The 23,715-nt window shown below is 33.0% G+C and carries 28 protein-coding genes; 23 read left to right on the top strand and 5 right to left on the bottom strand.

The features are described 5' to 3' along the window. The first annotated feature begins 38 nt into the window (after positions 1 to 38). From whiA to STERM_RS10035, 14 genes are all read left to right on the top strand, one after another. Entirely contained in the window at positions 39 to 935 is an 897-nt protein-coding gene (gene whiA, locus STERM_RS09970) for a DNA-binding protein WhiA (RefSeq protein ID WP_012861476.1), read from the top strand. Beyond that, positions 907 to 1,914: a tetraacyldisaccharide 4'-kinase gene (gene lpxK, locus STERM_RS09975; protein ID WP_244407253.1), complete on the top strand. Its 1,008-nt coding sequence runs from the start codon at positions 907 to 909 to the stop codon at positions 1,912 to 1,914. The genes whiA and lpxK overlap by 29 nt, the downstream gene beginning before the upstream one ends. A 12-nt stretch (positions 1,915 to 1,926) precedes the next feature. Then, positions 1,927 to 2,631 carry a hypothetical protein gene (locus tag STERM_RS09980; RefSeq protein WP_012861478.1) on the top strand — a complete coding sequence of 235 codons (705 nt, stop codon included), beginning with the start codon at positions 1,927 to 1,929 and terminating at the stop codon, positions 2,629 to 2,631. Beyond that, positions 2,628 to 3,191, top strand: coding sequence for a nicotinate (nicotinamide) nucleotide adenylyltransferase (gene nadD / locus STERM_RS09985; RefSeq protein WP_012861479.1), 564 nt, complete (start codon positions 2,628 to 2,630; stop codon positions 3,189 to 3,191). The genes STERM_RS09980 and nadD overlap by 4 nt, the downstream gene beginning before the upstream one ends. 14 nt (positions 3,192 to 3,205) lie before the next feature. Next, the gene (gene serS, locus STERM_RS09990) at positions 3,206 to 4,477 is read left to right on the top strand and encodes a serine--tRNA ligase (protein ID WP_012861480.1); all 1,272 of its coding nucleotides are present in this window, start codon (positions 3,206 to 3,208) and stop codon (positions 4,475 to 4,477) included. A gap of 99 nt (positions 4,478 to 4,576) precedes the next feature. Continuing rightward, positions 4,577 to 5,278 carry a DUF4163 domain-containing protein gene (locus STERM_RS09995; protein WP_012861481.1) on the top strand — a complete coding sequence of 234 codons (702 nt, stop codon included), beginning with the start codon at positions 4,577 to 4,579 and terminating at the stop codon, positions 5,276 to 5,278. Between the two features lie 187 nt (positions 5,279 to 5,465). Continuing rightward, a complete protein-coding gene (locus STERM_RS10000) occupies positions 5,466 to 6,443 on the top strand; it encodes a class II fructose-bisphosphate aldolase (protein ID WP_012861482.1) in 978 nt (325 codons plus the stop codon). Positions 6,444 to 6,652: 209 nt separating this feature from the next. After that, the gene (locus tag STERM_RS10005; protein ID WP_012861483.1) at positions 6,653 to 7,201 is read left to right on the top strand and encodes a dual specificity protein phosphatase family protein; all 549 of its coding nucleotides are present in this window, start codon (positions 6,653 to 6,655) and stop codon (positions 7,199 to 7,201) included. Between the two features lie 178 nt (positions 7,202 to 7,379). Then, complete coding sequence (locus STERM_RS10010; RefSeq protein ID WP_012861484.1) at positions 7,380 to 8,981, top strand: CTP synthase; 1,602 nt, start codon at positions 7,380 to 7,382, stop codon at positions 8,979 to 8,981. A gap of 627 nt (positions 8,982 to 9,608) precedes the next feature. Further along, on the top strand, positions 9,609 to 9,869 hold the full coding sequence (locus tag STERM_RS10015) for an HPr family phosphocarrier protein (RefSeq protein ID WP_012861485.1): 261 nt from the start codon (positions 9,609 to 9,611) through the stop codon (positions 9,867 to 9,869). A gap of 283 nt (positions 9,870 to 10,152) precedes the next feature. Beyond that, positions 10,153 to 11,412, top strand: coding sequence for a M20/M25/M40 family metallo-hydrolase (locus STERM_RS10020; protein WP_012861486.1), 1,260 nt, complete (start codon positions 10,153 to 10,155; stop codon positions 11,410 to 11,412). A gap of 35 nt (positions 11,413 to 11,447) precedes the next feature. After that, positions 11,448 to 12,242: a DUF3100 domain-containing protein gene (locus tag STERM_RS10025; RefSeq protein ID WP_012861487.1), complete on the top strand. Its 795-nt coding sequence runs from the start codon at positions 11,448 to 11,450 to the stop codon at positions 12,240 to 12,242. Next, a complete protein-coding gene (locus STERM_RS10030) occupies positions 12,239 to 12,745 on the top strand; it encodes a hypothetical protein (protein ID WP_012861488.1) in 507 nt (168 codons plus the stop codon). The genes STERM_RS10025 and STERM_RS10030 overlap by 4 nt, the downstream gene beginning before the upstream one ends. A gap of 329 nt (positions 12,746 to 13,074) precedes the next feature. Further along, on the top strand, positions 13,075 to 13,764 hold the full coding sequence (locus STERM_RS10035; protein WP_012861489.1) for an outer membrane beta-barrel protein: 690 nt from the start codon (positions 13,075 to 13,077) through the stop codon (positions 13,762 to 13,764). 137 nt (positions 13,765 to 13,901) lie between these two features. Here the strand turns inward: STERM_RS10035 and STERM_RS10040 are convergent, their stop codons facing one another. From STERM_RS10040 to STERM_RS10060, 5 genes are read right to left on the bottom strand one after another with little or no spacing between them, the layout of a single operon-like run. After that, complete coding sequence (locus tag STERM_RS10040) at positions 13,902 to 15,500, bottom strand: Rqc2 family fibronectin-binding protein (protein ID WP_012861490.1); 1,599 nt, start codon at positions 15,498 to 15,500, stop codon at positions 13,902 to 13,904. A 14-nt stretch (positions 15,501 to 15,514) separates the two neighbouring features. Beyond that, complete coding sequence (locus tag STERM_RS10045; protein WP_012861491.1) at positions 15,515 to 16,177, bottom strand: MarR family winged helix-turn-helix transcriptional regulator; 663 nt, start codon at positions 16,175 to 16,177, stop codon at positions 15,515 to 15,517. 2 nt (positions 16,178 to 16,179) lie between these two features. Further along, positions 16,180 to 16,815: a ribulose-phosphate 3-epimerase gene (gene rpe / locus STERM_RS10050; protein ID WP_012861492.1), complete on the bottom strand. Its 636-nt coding sequence runs from the start codon at positions 16,813 to 16,815 to the stop codon at positions 16,180 to 16,182. Beyond that, entirely contained in the window at positions 16,812 to 17,825 is a 1,014-nt protein-coding gene (gene rsgA, locus STERM_RS10055) for a ribosome small subunit-dependent GTPase A (RefSeq protein ID WP_115388783.1), read from the bottom strand. Before rsgA ends, rpe begins: the two co-directional genes overlap by 4 nt. Further along, positions 17,707 to 18,699, bottom strand: a complete 993-nt coding sequence (locus tag STERM_RS10060) for a PASTA domain-containing protein (protein ID WP_012861494.1) — start codon at positions 18,697 to 18,699, stop codon at positions 17,707 to 17,709. The genes rsgA and STERM_RS10060 overlap by 119 nt, the downstream gene beginning before the upstream one ends. 357 nt (positions 18,700 to 19,056) lie before the next feature. Here STERM_RS10060 and hpt point away from each other — a divergent pair, with 357 nt between their 5' ends. The 9 genes from hpt to STERM_RS10105 are packed head-to-tail and all read left to right on the top strand — an operon-like array spanning position 19,057 to position 23,713. Beyond that, positions 19,057 to 19,611: a hypoxanthine phosphoribosyltransferase gene (gene hpt, locus STERM_RS10065; RefSeq protein WP_012861495.1), complete on the top strand. Its 555-nt coding sequence runs from the start codon at positions 19,057 to 19,059 to the stop codon at positions 19,609 to 19,611. Further along, entirely contained in the window at positions 19,595 to 20,425 is an 831-nt protein-coding gene (gene rsmA, locus STERM_RS10070) for a 16S rRNA (adenine(1518)-N(6)/adenine(1519)-N(6))-dimethyltransferase RsmA (RefSeq protein WP_012861496.1), read from the top strand. The genes hpt and rsmA overlap by 17 nt, the downstream gene beginning before the upstream one ends. Beyond that, complete coding sequence (locus STERM_RS10075) at positions 20,422 to 20,664, top strand: DUF4911 domain-containing protein (protein ID WP_012861497.1); 243 nt, start codon at positions 20,422 to 20,424, stop codon at positions 20,662 to 20,664. The genes rsmA and STERM_RS10075 overlap by 4 nt, the downstream gene beginning before the upstream one ends. A 2-nt stretch (positions 20,665 to 20,666) precedes the next feature. Next, on the top strand, positions 20,667 to 21,083 hold the full coding sequence (locus STERM_RS10080) for an acyl-CoA thioesterase (protein WP_012861498.1): 417 nt from the start codon (positions 20,667 to 20,669) through the stop codon (positions 21,081 to 21,083). Positions 21,084 to 21,126: 43 nt separating this feature from the next. Then, a complete protein-coding gene (locus STERM_RS10085) occupies positions 21,127 to 21,372 on the top strand; it encodes a KH domain-containing protein (protein WP_012861499.1) in 246 nt (81 codons plus the stop codon). 22 nt (positions 21,373 to 21,394) lie between these two features. Then, entirely contained in the window at positions 21,395 to 21,898 is a 504-nt protein-coding gene (gene rimM / locus STERM_RS10090) for a ribosome maturation factor RimM (protein ID WP_012861500.1), read from the top strand. Continuing rightward, complete coding sequence (trmD, locus tag STERM_RS10095) at positions 21,895 to 22,635, top strand: tRNA (guanosine(37)-N1)-methyltransferase TrmD (protein WP_012861501.1); 741 nt, start codon at positions 21,895 to 21,897, stop codon at positions 22,633 to 22,635. Before rimM ends, trmD begins: the two co-directional genes overlap by 4 nt. Next, complete coding sequence (locus STERM_RS10100) at positions 22,632 to 23,153, top strand: gamma carbonic anhydrase family protein (protein WP_012861502.1); 522 nt, start codon at positions 22,632 to 22,634, stop codon at positions 23,151 to 23,153. The genes trmD and STERM_RS10100 overlap by 4 nt, the downstream gene beginning before the upstream one ends. Next, positions 23,150 to 23,713: an RNA methyltransferase gene (locus tag STERM_RS10105; RefSeq protein WP_012861503.1), complete on the top strand. Its 564-nt coding sequence runs from the start codon at positions 23,150 to 23,152 to the stop codon at positions 23,711 to 23,713. Before STERM_RS10100 ends, STERM_RS10105 begins: the two co-directional genes overlap by 4 nt. The last annotated feature ends 2 nt before the right edge of the window (positions 23,714 to 23,715 follow it).

Below are 23,715 nucleotides of genomic sequence, written 5' to 3' on the forward strand. Positions count from 1 at the left end.
TCTGATTAACAGAAACAATATAATTTCCGGGAGAGAAAATGTCTTATTCTGCAAATGTAAAAAGTGAACTTTTTAATGTGCCAAATGAAAATAACAGTGAAAATCTGGCAGAGCTTTTAGGAATATTCATGGCTAAAAATTCCATAAAAGAAAATGAAATAAGATTAAGTACTGAAAATATAGCTTTGGCAAAAAGGGTATACTCTAATATGAAAAAAGCCGCAGGACTTACTATTCAGCTGAGATACCTGACCAGCAAAAAGCTGGGAATTCATAAGGTATATGAAGTAATAATACCTTTTCAGAAAGGATATATTGAATTTTTGAAAAGTATTTTTGAATTCAAAAATCTCGAATCATCTATGAATGAAAATATATTCAAGGGTCTGATAAAGGGTTACTTTCTCAGCTGCGGATATATAAAATCCCCTGAAAAAGGCTACGCACTGGACTTTTTTATAGATACTGAAGATGCAGCCACATTTTTGTACTATTTATTTAAAAAAATAGGAAAAAGAGTTTTTCAGGCTGATAAAAAGAATAAAAATCTGGTATATATAAGAAATTCGGAAGATATACTGGATATATTGATTATAATAAATGCAGTATCTACATTTTTTAAATATGAAGATACAATCATAAATAAAGAAATCAGAAATAAAGTAAACAGAAATATGAACTGGGAGATAGCCAATGAAACCAGAAAAATCTCTACTTCGGAAAAACAGCTGAAAATGATCGAGAAAATAGATGAGGCAGCAGGTCTGAATAATCTTTCCGATGTATTGCAGGAAACAGCCAGAATGAGAATTGAGAATCCTGACCTTTCACTTCAGGAACTGGCAGATCTTATGAATATATCAAAATCGGGGATAAGAAACAGATTCAGACGTCTGACTGAATATTATGAAGAACTTATGGAAGATGAGAAATAAAATTCCGGGAATGGTGGTACTTATGTACTTTTTATCGTTAATTTACGGACTGATAACAGGTATCAGAAATAAATTGTATGATTTTAATATTTTAAAGGCAAAAAAGGTGGAAAATACAACAATAATATGTGTAGGGAATATAACTGCGGGAGGAACAGGGAAAACACCGGCAGTTCAGTATTTTGCAAAAAAAATGCTTATGGAAAATAAAAAAGTTGCTGTATTGAGCAGAGGATATAACGGAAAAAGAAAAGAAGACCCCATGATTGTCAGGGATGAAAAAGAGATATATGCCACGGCTCTCGAAGCAGGAGACGAGACTTATCTTCATGCACTGAATCTGAAAATTCCCGTTGCAGTAGCCAAAGACCGTTATTCCGGTGCCAGGCTGCTTAAAGAAAAATATGATGTGGATGTAATAATATTAGATGACGGATATCAGCACAGAAAACTTTTCAGAGATAAAAATATCCTTTTAATAGATGCAACTAATCCCTTTGGTGGAAACCATCTGCTTCCCAAGGGAAGACTGCGTGAAAGTCTCGCAGGAATAAAAAGGGCAGATGAAATAATAATAACCAAAGTAAACTATACAGGAATGCAGGCGGCAGAGCCTGTGATAAAAAAGCTTGAAAAATACAACAAGCCTTTATTTCTTGCCGAGCATAAAGAAGATTACTTTTATAACCAGAAGCTTGAAAAATTTGATTTCAGTGTTATAAAAGATAAAAAAGTACTTTTATTTTCTTCTATTGCCAGTCCTGAAAATTTTAAAAAATCAATATTAAAGCTGGGGTCAGGTAAACTTGATGAAATAAAATTTTCAGATCATCATGTATATTCTGATGTGGAAATAGATGAAATTATAAGGGAAGCAAAGGATTATGACTTTGTTATTACCACAGAAAAAGATATAGTAAAAATAAACAAAAATATTGAAAATCTTTTGATTTTGAAAATAAGTTTTAATATACTGTGATACGGAGGTACAATGAACATTAAAAATGAAAATCTTCCTGAAAACTTTCATGAATTTGTGGAAAAATATCAGGGAAATTTTGAGAAAAGAAAATATTTTAAAATAAATCAGGATCTGAAAATCAGTGAAAAAGAACCGTCCTGGGTGCTTGAGCTTGCTTTTATTTATTACAATACCGGGGACAGCAGTATTCTTGATCTTGTAAATAATGAACTGGGCAAATGCTTTAAAGATAAGATAAAAAAGATAGACAGGCTGTCAAAATACAGCATTCCTGAATTAAGTGACAAATTTTGGCGTGCACTTTTAAATAAAGACGGTATTCATACTATAAGACTTGGAAACGAGCTTTTTTTGAGAGACAGGGGACTGTTTCTGGAAATAGTTTATAAATATGCTTTTATATCCTCAGATGTGAATAAACTGATAAAGGTATTTTTATTTGAATTATTATGTGAAAAAGTAACATATAATATTGAATTTACTAAAAATCTGCTGAATTATTTTTCGAGCTCCGAACTGGAGTATATAAGACATGATTCTGCGGAATATATGAGTTATTTTAATAAATACCGTGCAGACATACTGTATAGTGATATTTATAAAAAAAAGCAGGGAAAATACAGTATGAACAGTCTGGAACTAAATCCGGGTACAGCTTTAAGTCCTGAAAAAGAAATAATATACGGATATCTGAAAAAAGAGGGATATTTATGAAAATAGGCATCTACGGAGGAAGTTTTAATCCTGTGCATAACGGGCATCTGAAAGTGGCCGAATGGATACTTGACAGGGTAAAACTGGATAAGATAATATGGGTTCCGTTATATAAACCTTATCATAAGGAAATAAGCGATCTGGAAGACTCAGAGCACAGATATAATATGCTTAAGCTGGCACTGGGAAATAAGAAAAAATATGAGATATCCAGAGTGGAAATTGATGCAAAAATAATTTCCTATACGCTGGATACTTTGCTCGCGCTAAAGAAACAATATCCGGGAAATGAATTTTATGAAATAATAGGCGGGGACTCCGCAGAAACATTTCATACATGGAAGGATTATAAGGAAATACTGGAAAATGCAAAGGTACTTGTATATTCCAGACGCGGTCACAAAGTAAAGATAACAGAAAATATGGAGCTGATAGAAGCACCTTATCTGGACATATCTTCTACACTTATAAGGGAAAAGGTAGAGAATAATGAGTCTATATTCGGACTTGTCCCAAAAGCCGTGGAAGAATATATATACAATAATAAATTATATAGATGATAGGAGAAAGAAATATGATAGATATGAAATTTATTAGGGAAAATACCGAAATAATAAGAAAGAGCCTGAAAGACAGAAACAGTAATTTTGATTTGGACGGGCTTTTGAAAGCAGATGAAGCAAGACGGGAACTGCTTCAGGAAGCAGAAACATTAAAAAAAGAGAAGAATGATCAGAGTGCATTAATAGGGAAATATAAAAGAGAAGGAAAAAATGCAGATGAGCTTTTGGAAAAAATGGGAAAAGTAAGTGACAAAATAAAAGAGCTTGACGAAAAAACAGCAAAAATAGAAGAGGAACAAAATTATCTTTTGCTGACTATACCGAATAAGCTGCATGAAAGTACACCTGTCGGAGCTTCGGAAGATGACAATGTGGAGGTAAGAAAATGGGGAGAACCGAAAAAGTTTGGTTTTGAGCCAAAACCGCATGAAGAATTAGGGACAGAGCTGGGAATCCTTGATTTTGAAAGAGGAGTGAAGCTGTCAGGATCAAGATTTACAGTTTATAAAGGAATGGCAGCAAAGCTGGAAAGAGCACTTATTAATTTTATGCTGGATCTTCATACAAGTGAGCACGGCTATGAAGAAATGCTGACACCGCAGCTGGTAAAGAGAGATATAATGGTAGGAACAGGACAGCTTCCAAAGTTTGAAGATGATGCATATAAGACTACAGATGATATGTTTTTGATTCCTACGGCAGAAGTGACTCTTACTAATCTTCATAAAGATGAAATACTTGCCGAAAGTGAGCTTCCAAAGTATTACTGCGGGTTTACCGCATGCTTCAGAAGAGAGGCCGGATCACATGGCAAGGATATGAAAGGGATACTTAGACAGCATCAGTTTAATAAAGTAGAAATGGTAAAGATAGTACACCCTGAGAATTCATATGATGAGCTGGAGAAAATGGTAAATAATGCGGAAACAGTACTGCAAAAATTAAATATTCCTTACAGAGTGCTTGCATTATGCAGCGGCGATATAGGCTTCGGTGCGTCAAAGACTTATGATCTGGAAGTATGGATTCCAAGCCAGAATAAATACAGAGAAATTTCATCTTGCTCAAATACTGAGGATTTTCAGGCAAGAAGAGCAATGATAAAGTACAGATCAGAGACAGATAAAAAGAGCTATTTTGTTCATACATTAAATGGATCAGGGCTAGCAGTGGGGAGAACACTTCTTGCCATAATGGAAAACTATCAAAAAGAAGACGGAAGTATAGAAATACCTGAGGTTCTGATACCTTATATGGGCGGTATTACCGAGATAAAGAAATAACATCAAATAACTATCCGGGGGGGAAGTTATATAAGACTGAAAAAAGAGTAATAAAATAATGGGGAAAAGTATTCAAAAAATAAAAAGGACGGCGATAAAATGAAAATATTTAAATCAGTGTTACTTTTGATGATTTTTTCAGGAATATGTATAATGGCAAAAACTGAGGTAAAAGTTCCTGAAATAAAAACAGAAACTGTATATATTAACGGAAATAAAAATTATGAGATAATAAAGCCGGTATTTACCAATAATGTGAAATTCAAGGCTGTAAATGATGAAATAAATAAACTGATTGATGTGGAAGCATTAAAAGAAGACGAGAAAGAAATCTGTGTCAATGATCCTGAAAGATGCGGGGATTATGTAGTATCAGTGGGTCCTGATTTGATTTATGCAGATAATAATGTAATTTCTTTTACAATAAACGGTTATCAGTATACCGGTGGTGCACATGGAGGAAGCTGGGTAACTGCTTTTCTTGTGAACAGAAAAACAGGAAAGATTATTACAGATACTTTAAAGACTAATAATAAAGCAATATTTAATAAAATACAAAAATATATTACAGACAATCCGGAAGGAATATTTTTTGAGGATAAATATACAGCGGAAGACCTGATGAATAATGCTGTAGTATATCAGTCAGATAAGGATACTATTGGGATAATGTATATGAGCTATGCTGTAGCACCGTATGCAGCCGGTATGCCGGAATTTGAATATAATACCAAAACAAAAAAACTTTATTTTCTGGATAGTTATTCAGGAGAAAAAGTACAAAAAGTAGAAATAAAATAACATAAAACCGATTCTGAATTTATTTTTATCAGAATCGGATTTTTGTATAAATATTTTAAAGTAAGATTTTCATTGTAAAATATAAGGTTTAGAAATGTTTTGACGAAGGTCAAAGTTGTTCAAGAATGTTGATTTTAAGGTGTAAATTTGTTATTATATAAGTGAACATATTTTAGGAGGTATTAAAATGAAGTATCATTACAAAGATTTAGGTTTAAGCAACACAAAGGAAATGTTTGAAAAAGCTAACAAAGAAGGATATTCAGTTCCTGCATTTAATTTTAACAACCTGGAACAGATACAGGGGATAATCGAAGCATGTGTGGAAACAGGATCACCTGTTATTTTACAGGTATCAAAAGGAGCAAGAAATTATATCGGAAAAGAAATGGTGCCTTTCTTAGCACAGGCAGCAGTAGCTTATGCAAGATCGAAAGGTTCTGACATACCAGTTGCCCTTCACCTTGATCATGGTCCTGATTTTGAAACTTGTAAAGACTGTGTTGAATACGGATTCAGTTCTGTAATGATAGACGGTTCACATCATGCGTACGAAGAAAATATAGAAGAATCTAAAAAGGTAGCAGAATTTGCCCACAAGCATGATGTTACAGTAGAAGCAGAATTAGGAGTACTTGCAGGAGTAGAAGATGATGTAGTGGCAGATGCACATATATATACACAGCCTGATGAAGTGGAAGACTTCGTAAAAAGAACAGGAGTAGATTCATTAGCTATAGCAATAGGAACTTCTCATGGAGCTCATAAATTCAAACCTGGGGATAACCCTAAAATAAGACTGGATATTCTTGAAGAAATAGAAAAAAGAATACCCGGATTCCCTATAGTATTACATGGTTCTTCATCTGTACCTAAGCAGTTTGTTGATTTAATGAAACAGTACGGTGGAGAGATAGCAGATGCTATTGGTATACCTGATGAACAATTAAGACTTGCATCAAAATCAGCTGTTGCTAAGATCAACGTTGATACAGACGGAAGACTGGCTTTTACAGCAGGAATAAGAGAAGCTCTTGCTAAAAATCCTAAAGAATTCGACCCAAGAAAATATCTTGAGCCTGGTAAAAATTATATGAAAGAATTCTATAAAGAAAAAATAAAAACAGTATTTGGTTCAGAAGGTGCTTATAAAAAAGGCGAATAATAAAAGTTTTATATTATAGAATCAGGAATTGGGCTGCATAAGCGGCCTTTTTCTTTACTGATAATTTTGGTAAATACAGACAGAATAAACTAATAAAGAAAAAGATTTAAGACAACATAAATATTTAATATATTTTTTTAATATTAAAGTGAAAATCGAATTTTTATGTTATAATAATATAGATTAAAGTATATGGAAAGCAGGATATTATGGAAAATTATATGAAAATCTTCCTATTATTTCTTTTTTTGATACAGAGTGTCGGTTATGCTGAAATAAATGCCATAGAAGAAGAAATACTGGCTGATAACATAAGAAATTTTTATAAAGTAAGTGATGGTATATACAGATCGGCGCAGCCTGACAGAAAAAATATGGAGTTAATGGACATAATAGGTGTAAAAACTGTGATAAATCTCAGAAGGTATCATTCTGACATGAATGAAGCTAAAAATACATCTCTAAAGCTGGAAAGAGTAAAAATGAATCCCGGGAAGATAAAAGATGAAGATATAGCAGAAATACTCACACTCATAAAAAATTCAGACAAGCCGGTTTTGATACACTGCTGGCACGGAAGCGACAGGACTGGGGTAGTAGTTGCTATGTACAGAATAGTATTTGAAGGATTCAGCAAGGAAGAAGCCATAAAGGAACTCAGAGAGGAAAAATACGGACATCACGAAAATATTTACGGAAATATAGTAAAGTATATTCGTAATGTTGACGTAGAAAAACTAAAAACAAAAATTTTATAAAATTATTGACAAAATCTATTTTTTTTATTATACTTAATAATAACTAAGTAAAAAAAATTGTATATAAATTCAAAAAACTGACGAAATTAAAGTTAATTTTTTTTTTTCGTCTTTTTTATTTGTGTAAAATAAAGAATACATACTATCAAACTATCAAATTAGAAAGGAATGGTTTCAAGTGGAGAAAAAGTACGTTTTTGTTACCGGAGGGGTAGTTTCGTCTTTAGGGAAAGGAATTACTGCGTCATCATTGGGAAGATTGTTAAAAGAAAGGGGATACAAAGTAACAATACAAAAATTTGATCCGTACGTAAATGTTGATCCCGGAACAATGAGCCCGTATCAGCATGGTGAAGTTTTTGTAACAGAAGATGGTGCGGAAACAGACTTGGATTTGGGACATTATGAGAGATTCATAGATGAGGAGCTTACCAAATATAACAGTCTGACTACAGGAAGACTTATGTCAACTATTTTGAATAAAGAAAGAAGAGGGGAATATCTTGGAGCTACAGTCCAGTTCGTACCCCATGTTACAGATGAAATAAAAGACTATATAAGAAAAGTATCATGTGCTAATGACTCTGATATAGTAATTACCGAAATCGGCGGTACAATCGGAGATATAGAAGGCGATACCTTTATAGAAGCAATAAGACAGTTCAAAAAAGATGCAGGCAGAGATAATGTAATTTATATCCATGTAACACTGCTTCCTTATATAAAGGCAGCAGGGGAACTGAAAACCAAGCCTACGCAGCATAGTGTAAAAGTACTGAGAAGTCTGGGAATATCACCTGATATTATAGTAGTAAGAAGTGAACATCCTGTAGACGAGAATATTAAGAAAAAAGTTTCTTTATTTTGCGATATAGATGAAGAAGCGGTAATAGAAGCAAATGATGCAGATGTATTGTATGAAATTCCTCTTACAATGGAAAAACTAGGTCTGGCTGATGTTGCTTGTAAATATTTAAAGCTTGAAAATAAAAAACCTGATCTGGCAAAATGGACAGCCATGGTAAATAAGTATAAAAATCCTAAGAAGTGTGTAAAAGTAGCTGTAGTCGGAAAGTATGTGGAATTAAAAGACGCATATATAAGTATACATGAAGCTATAGAGCATGCAGGTTATAATCAGGATACAAAGGTAAAGATTGATTATATTCAGTCGGAAGATTATGATACGGCAATTTTGGGAGAGTATGAAGGAATACTTGTACCCGGAGGCTTTGGAGACAGAGGAATTGACGGTAAGCTAAATGCTATAAAATATGCCAGAGAAAATAATATTCCATATCTGGGTATCTGTCTTGGAATGCAGACAGCATGTATAGAATTCGCCAAAAATGTTCTTGGTCATGAAAATGCAACTTCTACAGAATTTGATAAAACTACTGATTATCCTATAATAAATCTTATGGAAGAGCAGGAAGATATAGTGGATCTCGGAGGAACAATGAGATTGGGGACTTATCCATGCAAGCTGAAGAAAAACAGCAGAGCATATTCACTGTATAATTCTGAACTAATAAATGAGAGACACAGACACAGATATGAATTTAACAATAAATACAGAGATGAGTTCGAAAATGCAGGAATGAAAATAACTGGAACTTCACCTGACGGAAAGTATGTAGAAGTGGTAGAATTAGAGGGACATCCGTTTTTTGTGGCATCACAGTATCATCCGGAATTCAAGAGCAGACCGGATAAACCGCATCCATTATTTTTCGGCTGGATAAATGCAGTTTTGGAAAATAGTAAAAAGCAGATATAAATTTTCAAAAAATAAATAATATAAAATATTTTACAGCCTGTTACACATTTGTGACAGGTTTTTTAATATTCAAGGCTTGAAAATATTGTAATATAAAGAATTTTTAGCTGTTAATTTTTTAATTATTATGCGCATAATAATTAAAATTAATGTTTTAATTTTTAATTTTAATAAATGGAAATTAATCATATTGATTAATTTAAAATTTATAAAATGTATTTTTATATCATAAAACAGAATTCTCTGAAATGGCAGTCAGTATATTTTTAATTAATGAATACCGTTCATTTTTTTATTATAGCTGTGTAATTATTAATCACTATATTTCTTTATGCTTAACTCGTTTATGCCGCGTAAAATTATAAATATATAAGGCTTTATACAGCTGAAAATAACAGGATATCAGAATATCGAGCTATAAAAGAATCATTTTTTTAATATATATTAATCTTAAAATAAAAAAAGTGAATTTAATATTATGACAAAAAAATCACAATATTTTAGACAGTAAGTAAATTTTTTTTTAATTATAAAAATTTTAATAGTAAATAAGCAGACACATTAATATTGACAAAGTAAAATTTATATTGTAAAATCTTAGATATAAAAAAGCTCAAGGAGGAGAATATGGCAAGTAAAACAGTAACTATTACTAATCCTACAGGATTACATACAAGACCAGGTGGAATTTTTGTATCTAAAGCAAAAGAATTTGAAAGTGATGTTTTTGTTGAACACGACGGAAAAAAGGTGAACGGAAAATCTCTGTTAAAGTTATTATCAATCGGAATCAAAAACGGTTCAGAAGTAACAGTAACAGCTGAAGGTTCTGACGCTGATCAGGCGGTAGAAACTTTAGGAGAATTATTAGCAACTATAAGAGATTAATTTTTTACACCCATTCTGTTTGTTTGGGTGTTTTTCTAACTATGTCGTATTTATTCACGGTTTTAATAAGGAAAAATATAAGAATCCTGATATGCTCCTGATAAATTCAGAGTTTAAAGGATTCTGATAATCATATATATCAGCAGCAAAGTAATTTGCTGCTGTTTTTTTAGCGTAATATATTAAAGTGTGAAATAATTATATATATAAAATATATATGCAAAGGGTTTTAATTTTAAAAAAAGTTATGTATAATGAATAGTAGGAGAAAGGAGAATCAATTATGTTTTTTAAAAACCAATATCAGGAGATAAAAGAGATCGGTGAGAAAATTTTTAAAAATCCTGAGTTAGGGTATAAGGAATTTAAAACCAAAGAATCAGTTATTGAATTTCTAAAAAAAGTAAATCCGGAAATAGAAATGGAATTTTTCAGTACTACCGGAATAAAAACTACTCTTGGAAGCGGGAAATCTGTCAATATGGCTTTTATTGGGGAGCTTGATGCAGTGTATGCCCCTTCGCACTGGTGTTCTGACAAGGAGAGCGGAGCAGCTCATAATTGCGGTCATCATACGCAAATAGCTATTACACTGGCATTATATAATTACTTTTATACAACAGGAGCATATAAAAATCTGGATTATACGCTAACCTTTATATTTATACCGGCAGAAGAGTATCTGGATCTGTCTTACAGGGAGAAGCTGCAGAAAGACGGAGTAATAAATTACTATGGCGGTAAACCTGAGGCTATGAGACTGGGTATTTTTGACGATATTGATATAGGTGTTTGTGTTCATGCAATAGGAGGATCTTTTACCGAAAGAACTTCCGAGATAAACTGCGACCTGGCAGGATTTCTTTATAAGAAATATACTTTCAGGGGGAGTGCGTCACATGCAGGATTTGATCCTTTTTCCGGAAAAAATGCGTACAGTATGTCGAATATATTTCAGGTAGCTCTCGGACTTATGAGACAGCAGCTGAAGGACAGCGAGCATGTAAGAATGAACCCTATTGTTATGGAGTCGGATATGTCAACTAATGTAATACCAAACTTTATAAAAGTAGGAACAGATTTGAGAACCAAAAGTGTAGAGTATATGAAAACAGTAGCAGACAGAATAGATAAAGCAGCAATGGGAAGTGCAATATGTCTTGACGGTGAGGTGGAAGCCGAAACACAGATGGGTTATCTTCCGTTTGTACAGGATCGTTATATAGGACAATTTGTAGTGGATGCCTTTACAGAGCAGAGTGAAATAAAAACTTTGTGGAATAATAAGTTTATCAGTGCTGCAGGGGATATCGGGGATCTTTCATTTATGGTTCCTTGTATACAGATAGGATACAGCGGATTTGCGGGTACAATACACGGAGATGATTTTAAGGATGAAGATCCTGAAATGATTTATGAAATATTTCCGAGATTCGTAGCTAAGTCTCTGGAATATATGAGTGGAAAAATTGATAAATCAAAGCTGTACAAAAAGAGTTTCAAAGAATATGAAGAATGTATAAATTCCATAGTAGGAAAATAATATACAATAGAAATTTAGGAGGAAAGAAAAGTAGAATGAAGAAATCTTATATTTATATGGTAATTTTTGCATTTATAATAATTGCCATTGCCGAAATAATAGGGATTCAGATGATTCCTATAGGGGAAAAGCTGGCACTGACTATATTACCGCTGGCATTTGCAATTTTATTTACAATGCTTTTAGGACTTAAACCTTTAAGAAAAGGGATTATAGCAAAAATTTATTCCAAGGAAAACGTAAATTTTGCAGGAAAATATCTTATTATAATTATGCTTCCTTTAATGGCAAGATATGGTGCCACAATAGCACCTCAGTTAGGAGATATAGTAAGCAAGGGTCCTATTTTCTTATTTCAGGAATTAGGAAACTTAGGAACAGTTGTTCTTGGACTTCCGGTGGCTATTCTTCTCGGGCTTAAACGTGAAGCCATAGGATGTACGCTTGGTCTCGGAAGAGAAGGAGAGCTGGCTTATATATCTGAAAAATATACGCTTGATTCGCCGGAAGGGCGTGGGGTACTTTCGCTTTATATAATAGGGACATTATTTGGCGCATTATTTTTCAGTTTCTTTGCACCGATCCTTAGTTATGTGGGTTATTCCCCTCAGGCCTTGGCGATGGCTTCAGGAGTGGGCTCAGGAAGTATGATGGCTGCTTCATCATCGGCATTGACTTCACATTTTCCGGAACTGGGTGAACAGATAACGGCTTATGCCAGTGCAAGTAACCTGCTGACAAGCTTCTTAGGAACATATTCAATGTTATTTTTAGCAGCACCGTTACAGAGTTTTATGTATAAGTTATTAACAAGAGGTGATAAAAAATGACAGATGATATGATGAAAGAAGTGAAACAATTTTTAAAATATGGGATAATACTTTTATTAAGTGTAGTTTCAGTACTTTTTGGAACTATGATAAAATATATATTTCATCCGAATCCAAAACTGGTTTTAAACAAATATACAGTATATGGATTACTGGCACTATGGTTTATCTCAATGGTAGGACTTTTGGTATCAATGGTACTGAAAAGGGTTCCGGTATTAAATAAATTCCCTATTCTTGGATGGGTATCTATATTTTCAATAGCTTTTTGTCTTCCGGGAATGCCTTTTTCCTCACTGATAATTAAGTCTATTAATTCAGTGGATCTGCTTGCGATTACTACTCCGATACTTACATATGCAGGAATTTCAGTAGTAAACCGTATGTCAGAATTGAAACAGACTTCATGGAAAATATTAATAGTAGCAGTGGCAGTTTTTATAGGTACATATATAGGAAGTGCTACAATAGCTCAAATAGGATTGACAATAATAGGAAAATAAATTTCAGAAATTAAAAAGAGGAAGATATATGCTTCCTTTTTTTCTTGAAAAAAATATTTAAATGTGTTATAGTGTTTATTATCTCAATTAAATCTTATCATTACCAATATCTTATTCGTATCTGATTTTTCAAAACACTCTTTTTTAAAAAAATAATAATATCAAATTTAATAGCTTTTTCTTTTCAAAAAAACATTTAAAATTCTTTTTCAGTTCAAAATAATCAAAAATAATAATTTTATATCATTTTGTTATATTTTACGTAGAAATTATGACGCTCTTATATTTATTTTATACTAAAATATATAACCAGGAATTGGAGGGATAAAATGAGAAAAAAATATTTATTATTAATAGGATTAGTACTTACTTTTTCAGTATATGCAGAGAATAACACAATAGAGGTAAAAGGTGGGTATGATGTTTATAAGAAGGTGGAACAAAAAGATACTAACGGATATGACAAATTAAAATTTAAAAACGGTTTTAATCTGGGTGCCGAGTACAGAAGGGAAATATTTGAAAATATACAGGTAGGAGCCGGGCTGGAGTATAACTTTAATAGTGACAAAACTCCCGGAGATAAATATAATGCCGCTGAGAACAGTACTATAAAGTACAGCAGCGATGATTTAGATTCTATTCCTCTTTATGCTACTGCCAGATATGTTTTTAGAAACAGAACAGATTTTACACCATATGTGAAAGTAAATGTGGGATATTCATTTAATTCGGGGGATATGGAAGCTAAAAAAACTCTTCATGATGTAAACAAGAGTTTCAAAGCATATGATTACAGTGCTAAAGATAGTTTTTACTACGCATTTGGTACAGGTGTGGAATATAAAAATTTTATCGTTGATCTTACTTATGAAATAAATGATTTTAAAGCTGACGGAAAGAGATATACGAATGTCAGCGATACACCAGGAGGACTAAATGTATCATATAAAGATGAAGATGTAAAATTTAAAAATCAAAAACTAAAACTATCTGTGGGATATCAGTTTGATTTTTAATTAGAATGAGAGCGTCAACACTTTTTATGTATTTATAAATATACTAGTGTAGCAACTTGTCTGCTTATATCTGTCTATCTGCTGTTGAAAAGTGCACACTATTAAAATAAAACAGGAGCCGAAACTCCTGTTTTATTTTATGAAGAAATGTTTTTAATAACAACATCCAGACTTTTATAATTGATATAAGTCACATTTCCCGGCTTGCTTTTTTTGATTTTCTTGACAAAGCGTTTTTCGCAGTAGTCTATTGTAACTTTATCACCAACACCGGACTTGGAATAAAGACCGGCAAGATTAGCGGCATATGATAATACAGAATCAGGAACCGGCTTGTTTTCCCTCAGTATGAGAACATGGCTGCCTGGAAGATCTTTTATATGCATCCAGATATCGTCGCCATTTCCCCGTGAAAAAGTAATTTCTTCGTTTTCACGGCTGTTTCTTCCTACAAGTATTGTAAAATCTTCAAACTGGTAACTCAAAATTTCTCTTTTTATCTTTTTGTAAAGTTTGATTTTACGCTTTTGCTTAATATTCAGCTCGTTTTCCAGTTCTTCCAATCCTATAATGTCAGTTTCATTATTAACAAAAACTTTTACCTCTTCAAGATAGTCTGCTTCCTCTTCTATTTTCGGAAGTCTTTCATGAAGGTTTTCAATTGTTCTTTTAGCTTTATTATATTTATTATAGTAAAAATTCAGATTTTCATTTGGTGAAAGCGAGGAATCAAGCTTAATAACTATTTCTTTTTCATTATAAAAGTCAAATAAAGTGATCTCATGCATATCCTGTTTCAGCAGATGCATATTTGCCGCGAGGATATCACCGATATTTCTGTATTTTTGATAATTTGAATTTTTATCAAGATCTTTTTTTATATTTTGTATTATTTTTCTGTTTTTTGTCAGATTATTATCAATAAATTTTAACAGATTATTTCTTTTGCTGTTAAAAAAAGACGACTTGAAAGTAACGTTCAGATAATTATTCAGTGCTTCATTCAGAGTAGAGTAAGTCTCAAACTCAAAATAAGGGAACTCTGAAAATTTGTTATAAGTGAGAGTTCTTCCTTTTTCATGCTTATATATAATCGGAAGATAATCTTTTAAATATTCTGAGAATTTCTTATAATCATTATAAACCTCATTAGCGAATATCTTTCCGCTTCCTTCCACAGCTTTTAGAAAATCATCTCCCGAAGCAAACGGAAAATCATCCGGACTGAGCTGCAGAGGAGAAATCTTTATTTTTTCAAAAGGAGGAGTATACAGGCTTCCCGGAAAAATAACCCTGTTTCCCTCATCAAGGGAAGCAGTAAATATAGAAGATAAGATTTTATTTTTTTCAGTAAGAAAAAGATTACTGTGTTTTCCCATTATTTCAAAAATAAGATCAAATTTTTCGAGATCACCAAATTGATTCAGTTTTTCAAACTGAAAATAGATTATTCTGTCAAAACCGCTTTGTGTGATATTAATGAGCTTTGAATTAAGAAGTGATTTTTTCATATTCAAAAGAAATTTTGACTGAAAATCTGTATTGTCATCCTTGGTATCCTTCAAATAAAAAATCGTGTTTTTACTGTTAATTATAAAAGTCAGGTTTTGTCTGCCAAAAAATAAAGAGAGAGAAGACTTATCATATTGATAAATCTTACTCACTCTGTAATTTAATATTTCATTTTTAACTTCGTTTACAAGAAACTTCATTCCTATTCCGTCAATGTAGATCATATTGTCTCCCAGTATCAGATGTAGTTTCTGATAACCATTATATCAGCTGCATCCTCTATATTTATTATCTTTTCGTCACCATCTACCAAAAGTGACAAAATATGCTTGTTTTTATCATTGATTTTGATTAATGATTTTATATTAATGCCTTTTTCATTCAGGTATTTTTTTATGGCAGGACTGCCTTTTATATTTGAAACCTGAATTACGTCTCCTTTTTCAAAATTCAGGATAGATTCAGGCTGGATATCTTTCTTTACTTTATTAAGATTTTTTACAATAGTTTCAAAAACTTCAATAAAAGTTTCCATTTTGCTTTTTGATATTTCGCTGGTAACTTTTTCCAAAATATTGCTGTGAAAGCTGTTATGATATTTATAAGCAAGCAGTCCCTTTTTAGAAAGCTTTACAAATACCTTTCTTCTGTCATCGTCACTTCTTTCTCTTTCAATAAAATTTTTCTCTGAAAGCTTGTTTATAGCTACAGAAGCTGTACCCATTGTTATTCCCAGCTTTTCAGAAAGCTCGTTCATGGTAAGAAGCTGATCTCCGATAGCCTCTATGACGTGAAGCTCTGTAGTAGTCAGGCACTTTATTACCTGATTCAGATTAATTTCTTCTATTTTATAATAAGTTTTATAGAATTCATCCAGTAAAACTTCAATATTTTCATACATACTTATTTACCTCCTCTGAGAGAGTCAATTTTTTCTTTATAATCGCCGTTGAAAACATAAGAACCGGCAACTAAAACATTGGCTCCCGCTTCAATTACTCTTTTTGCAGTAATATCTGTGATGCCTCCGTCGACTTCTATATCAACATCCGGACGCATATTTTTGATTTCCTTTATTTTATCAAGAGAATATTCTATAAAACTCTGACCGCCAAATCCCGGATTTACACTCATAACCAAAACCATGTCAACCTTATTAATAATATATTTCAAAGATTCTACAGGAGTAGCGGGGTTTAGAGTAACTCCGGCTTTTATCCCGTAAGATTTGATCAATTCTATGGTTCTGTCAAGATGTTTTGTACTTTCCACATGGACAGTAATAATATCAGCACCTGCGTTAACAAAATCCTCTATATATCTTTCCGGCATCTCAACCATTAAATGAACATCGAATACCAGCTTGCTGCATTTTCTCAATTCTTTTATTACGGGAGCACCGAAAGAAATATTAGGAACAAAATTACCATCCATAATATCCAAGTGTATATAATCGGCACCTGCCTTTTCCAAACTTACAAGCTCTTCTTTAAGAATGCTAAAATCTGCTGCCAGAACAGAAGGAGCAACTTTTATCATTTTTTCACCTCTCTAAAAATATTATTATATGAATACAAGTAAAATTCGTATCTCAATTTTGGAATTTTTGCATTTTCCAAAGCACTTTTTACACCACACTCCGGTTCATTTATATGAGTACAGTCCCTAAATTTACAAAGTACGCTGTAATCCTGAAAGTCAGGAAATAAGCGTGAAAGTGCTGTTTTTTCTTTTAATTTGGGAAAATCCAGACTGGAAAATCCCGGTGTATCTACTATTAATGTAGAATTATCAAGTTCAAAAATGCGGCTTTCAGTGGTAGTATGTTTACCTCTGTCGGTTTTTTCACTAATATCACCTGTTCTTAAGATATCTTCGTTAAGAAGATTATTTATAAGAGTAGACTTACCTACACCGCTTGGTCCTGAAAAGGCTGTTATTTTTCCGGCAATAAACTCTCTCAGATCTGAAAGAGCAGTGTCATCTGTAGCAATAACAGGAAAAACATCAAGCTCAAGAGTGGAAAATACCATATGAAAATTATCAGTAAATTCTTTTAACTCTGTATCTGAAATCAGATCAACCTTGGTGAATATAACAAACGGGGTTATATTTCTGTCGTATACATTTAAAAGTACTTTCTGAAAGTTAGTATAATCAAAGTCCGGAGACTTAATCGCAAAGGTAATTCCTGCATAATCAATGTTTGAAATAAGCGGTCTGTCAAGGTAGTTTTCTCTTTCAAAAACCTTGCATATTGCCTGCTCTTTTTCGTCAAATTCGACAATATCGCCGACAATACAGTTAAGCTTATCATTTTTTATTTTAAGGGCTCCCCTGAGTTTACATTCATAAATATTATTATCACTGTTAACATAATAGAAACCCTTAATTTTTCTTATAACTCTTCCTTTAATAAAAGTACCTCCTTTAATCCTGTGCAGGAGCAGGTGTACCGCTGCCTTCAGGTTTCTTAGGCTGTGGAGCCTGTTTTGGCTGACTTTCTCCGCCGGCCGGAGCAGTTCCGCTGCTGTTATCCGGTTTAGCATTGTTATTTGCCGGAGGTGCAGCCGGTTTTGTACTTTTTTCGTCAATTTTTTCCATTGTCTGATTGATGATATCTTCTACATTTTGGTTAGTAACATTTTCATCCGAATTCTGCTTTATGATATCTTCGATTGTAGGTTCTGCTTTTCTAGGGGCAGGACCTGAATTTATAACAATAGATACAGCCTGTCCTTTTTCAATCTTGGCACCCGGAGCTGGATTAGTAGATATTATAGCATTAACAGGCAGTGTATCATCATTTGCCCTGCTGATCTTACCGGCTTTTAATCCCAGCTGAACAAGAAGTGTCTGTGCATCATTCAGATCAAGACCTATCAAGTTAGGCATAACAGAAGCATCAAGTATTTTTCTTGAAGAAACAAGAAGTGATATCTTCTGGTTAGGATCGAGCTTTGTTCCCGGTGCGGGATAAACTGAAATTATAGTATTAAACTTCGCATCTGAAGGCTGATAATCTATTTTCTCTATCTGGATATCAGAGTTCTGAAGTATTGATTTTGCTTCAAGGAGTTCCATTTTTTCGATATTTGGTACTTCTTTTCCTTTTCCGTTATTAACCCAGATCTGTACTGTTCTGTTTGTCTTTACGATCTTTCCTGCTTCGGGATATTGGATAAATACTTTATTAAATCCCACTTTTTCTGAGTTTGAACTATTTATCTTAACTTTTAAACCTGCTTCTTTCAGGTATTTTTCTGCATCTTTTACATCTAAATTCATTACATTCGGAACTTCTGATTTTTGTTCGTTAAAAAAACGTCTCACAAATACATCTCTTCCAAAAATTATTATAACAGCTAATGAAATTACGAAAATTATAAATTTTATGTAGTTTATTCTGATTCTTCCAGCCATGAATTACTCCTTAACTATAGTTTTTTTATATGATATCATAATTGGGACAAAAACGCAATCAAACTGTAGGAAAATGTTAAAGTACGGCAATTTTGGAACAGGCAATTTAATATAGTTTTATAACTTTTTATTTTACTGCCGAAAAAAAATAAATCATACACAGATAGAAGCATAATATAAAGTAAATATTAAGATACAGGGATAAGAAATAAAAAAAGAACTGCTGATAAGAAAAAACAGGGTTTTCAAAACGGGGAATATACACGGAAGATTAAATTTTATAATACTTTTTAGGTTGCAACAAAGCTACATAAGTGATATAATTTAAAAAATTTATTGGGAAAGAAGAGATATCAGATGACAAAAAAAGATTGGGAGTACGGAATCAGTAAAACACTGATTGACAGTGAAACATTACGTGCAAGAATAAAGGAATTAGGTGCAGAGATAACAAGAGATTTTGCAGGAAAAGAAGAAGACCTTGTAGTTGTCTGCCTGCTTAAAGGTTCACTCCTGTTCATGGCAGATCTTATCAGAGAGATAAAGCTGCCGATAACAATAGATTTTATGGAAATTTCTAGCTACGGGAATGACTTTGCAAGCACAAGGGAAGTGAAAATACTGAAGGATCTGGAAGGCAGCATAATGGGAAAAGATGTGCTTATCGTAGAGGATATTATTGATTCTGGACTTACATTAAAAAAGGTACTGAAAATAATCGGAGGAAGAGGAGCAAAGGAAGTATACCTGTGCACACTTCTTGATAAAAAGGTGAAAAGAGAAGCAGACATAAATGTACAGTATGTGGGATTTGAAATAGACGATGAATTCGTACTGGGCTATGGTCTGGATTTTAAGCAGGAATATAGAAATATTCCGTATATTGCCGTTATGGGTGAAGATTTTGAATAATACCGGAGAAAAAAATTACAGAACAAAGAAAAAATACGGTCAGAATTTTTTGGAAAACAAGGTAATACTGGAAGAGATATTTTCATATGCAGATATAAATAAGACAGATACAGTGATTGAAATCGGACCGGGGCTGGGTTTTCTTACCGAAAGTCTTGCTGAAAAAGCTGGGCAGGTATATGCTTTCGAGATAGATGATGATCTGGTAAAAATATTATCGGAAAAGTTTTCAAAGGTCGAGAATCTAAAAATAATCCATACAGATTTTATGGATTATGATTTGTCTGAAATAGTGGAAAAAGAAAAAAATATAAAGGTAGTTGCCAATATTCCGTATTATATTACTTCTCCCATCGTAGGAAAGCTTATTAAGTACAGGGACTCTATAGATGAAATATATATTATGGTTCAGAAGGAAGTGGCAGAACGGATAAGCGCCGTCAGCCCGAGCAGCGATATAAGTCTTCTTACACATGCAGTGCAGTTTTTCGGCAATGCAGAATATCTGTTTACTGTAAAGAAAGAGCTTTTTAATCCCGTACCAAAGGTAGATTCAGCTTTTTTGGGGATAAAACTGTATAAAGACAGAGAGTATGAAAAGCAGATAGATGAAGCAGAATATTTTAAATATCTGAAAGCAGCTTTTTCCAATAAAAGAAAAAGCCTCGGGAATAATATGAAGAATCTGGGATATGATAAACAACAGACCGGGTCTGCACTTGAAAAAACCGGGAAAAAACCTCTTGCCAGGGCAGAGGAGTTTTCAGTACAGGAATTCATAGATTTTATAAATGCTTTAAAGGATGAAAAATGATGAAAAGCTGGGAATATATAATAAAAACTAGAAAATCTGATATAGATTATATCAATAAAATAATAGAAGTGCATGAAGGAACAGCCAATGTGAGAACTTTGAACAGTGAAGAGGGTATGGTAAAAATACTTACAAATGAATTTTTTCTGAATGATGTGGAATTAATTCTGGAAAAACTCAAAAAACACGGGGTGGTACTAGAAATCCTTGAAAAAAGAGAGTGGCAGGGAGTATTATAAGCATGAAAGAAAAAATAGTGGAACATAGGGTTTATTATTATGATACTGATAAAATGGGAGTAGTATATCATTCCAATTATCTGAAATGGATGGAAGTAGCAAGAACTGAATTTTTCAGAGATATACTGCCATACAGCACGCTTGAGGAAATGGGAGTTATGCTTCCGGTAAAAACACTGAATATAGAATATTTTAATTCTGTAAAATATGATGAATTAATAAAAATAAAAATAAAACTGCTTGAGTTTTCAAAGATAAAAATAAAATTTTTATACGAAATTTATGATGAAAGCTTCACACAATTAAAAGCTAAGGCTGAAACAGTGAATGTTTTCACTGATGCAGACGGAAATTTGAAAAGGCTTTCCGGTGAAGTAAGAGACCTCTTTGGAAATTATATTTCGGTATCGTCAAAGTAAATTTCCAAAACGGTTTAATGAAAAAATAAAAAGGAGAGTAATCATGAGTAGATATTTTGATACTGTGAATTTTTTAGTAGAAAACCTGGTTGAAGATAAAAGTTCTTTTCACCTTGAGAGCAATGAAAAAGGGAAAAGCATATTTATTAAGATAATAGTAGATGAGACAAATATGGGTAAATTAATAGGAAAAAACGGAAGAATTATTACATCTATAAGAACGCTTATCTCTTCAATTGCCAAAAAAGAAAATAAAATAGTAAAAATAGAAATAAAAAAAGCCGGATAGGCTGTTTTACCGAAAGGATGTTATGGAATTAGTAAATATCGGGACAATAACAGGGACTCATCATTTGAACGGAGCAGTAAAAGTCACGTCAATATTTCAGGATACTGATGTGATAATATCGGAAAAGGTGCTGCTGGAAAAGAATAATGACAAGAAGCTCTGTACTGTCAAATCAGTAAAAAGAATAAATAATAAAAAGCTTATAGTGGAATTTTCCGAAATAAGCAACATAAATGATGCCAAAAGTCTAAACGGATATCAGGTAAAAATTCGAAGAGATCTTCTGCCGGAAAAGACGGAAGAAGATTTTTATTATAATGATCTGCTGGGAATGAAAGTCTTTGAAAAAGAGGAATATCTCGGAGATATTTTAGATACTATGGAAACTGCGGCTCACGATATTTTAGTAGTGGTAAACAGTGACGGCAGGGAGATACTTGTGCCGATGGTTGATATTTTTGTGAAAAAGATAGATTTTGAAGCGGGAAAAATAGAAGTAGAATTAATAGAAGGAATGAAAGAATGAAATTTACTGTATTAACTTTATTTCCTGAGATATTCGAGCTGTATCTGAATCAGACGATCATACAGAGAGCTGTGGATATGGGAATTGTAACTTATGAAATCGTAAATATCAGGGAATTCAGTGGAAATAAACACGGGCAGGTAGATGACACCCCATTCGGCGGCGGTGCAGGAATGGTCTTAAAACCTGAACCTTACTGGAATTATTTTAAGATAAAAAATGCGGAAAATCCCAAAAAGCCTTTTGTTATTTTTGTTACCCCTCAGGGAATACCTGCAAACCAAAATATAATAAGCGATATTGCCGAAAAAGAAGATGTGGTGCTGATATCCGGAAGATATGAAGGACTGGATCAAAGGGTAATTGATAATTTTGTGGATATGGAGGTTTCTATAGGAGACTTTGTTTTGAGCAGCGGCGATCTGCCGGTACTTTGTCTTATGGATTCGGTAATACGGATAAAAGACGGAGTCATAAAAAAAGAATCTTTTGAAACAGATTCATTTTATAATGGTCTTCTTGGTTTTCCCCAGTATACCAAACCGGCTGTAATAGAAGGTGTAGAGGTTCCGGAAGTACTGACATCCGGACACCATAAAAAAATAGATGAATACAGACTTCTCGAATCATTGAAAAAAACCTGTAAAAACCGTCCGGATCTTTTGGAAAAGAAAATTAAGGAAGATGAAAATTTTCGGGCAGTATGGGAAAAATATAAAAAGGAGATAGAATTATGATATATTCATTGGGAGAAAAAATGCCAAAAGTGGATAAGGATACTTATGTGGCAGAGTCAGCCGCAGTAATAGGCGACGTAGAGCTTGCAGACGGTGTAAATATATGGTTTGGTGCTGTCTTAAGAGGAGATCTCGAAAAAATAAGCATTGGTTCAGGGAGTAATGTTCAGGATAATTCGACAATACATACTGATTTTGGTATACCATGCAGAATCGGGAAAAATGTTACAGTGGGACATAATGTTATTCTTCACAGCTGTGATATTGGTGATAATGTTATAGTAGGAATGGGAAGTACGGTATTAAACGGCGCAAAAGTAGGAACAAACTGCCTTATAGGAGCAAATTCCCTTGTTACACATAAGCTTCCGCATGAAGACGGGGTTCTCATAATGGGACAGCCTGCCAAAGTAATAAGAAAACTAACAGAAGATGAAATAAAGCATATTTTTGAGAATGCAGATCATTATGTGAAAAACGGAAGATACTTTAAAGAAAATCTAAAGGAGATCAAATGAGGGAAAAGGTATATGTAGGTTTGGTACATTATCCTGTGTATAATAAAAATAACGATATTGTGGCAACATCAGTTACAAATTTTGATATACACGATATATCAAGAACATGCCGCACATATGATATAGAAAATTATTTTATAATAACTCCGCTTGATGCACAGAAAGAGCTGACAGGAAGAATAATAGGATTCTGGCAGGAAGGCTGTGGTATAGAGTTTAACAAAAACAGAAATGAAGCATTTGAGCATACACGGCTTATGGATTCCATAGAAGACTGCATAAAAAAAATCACAGAAAAAGAAGGGAAAGAACCGAGAATAATAACAACATCTGCAAAAACCTTTCCCAATTCAGTATCTTACAAGGAATTAAGCAGTGAAATATACGATGATGAAAATCCTTATTTTCTTCTTTTCGGAACCGGATGGGGTCTGACAGATGAAATAATGGAAATGTCATATAAAATACTTAATCCTATAAGGGGAAAGACAGAATATAATCACCTTTCAGTAAGAAGTGCTGTTTCAATTATACTGGACAGACTGTTTGGCGATAACTGATA

The organism is Sebaldella termitidis ATCC 33386 (assembly GCF_000024405.1).
In the GTDB taxonomy this organism is placed as follows: Bacteria; Fusobacteriota; Fusobacteriia; order Fusobacteriales; family Leptotrichiaceae; genus Sebaldella; species Sebaldella termitidis.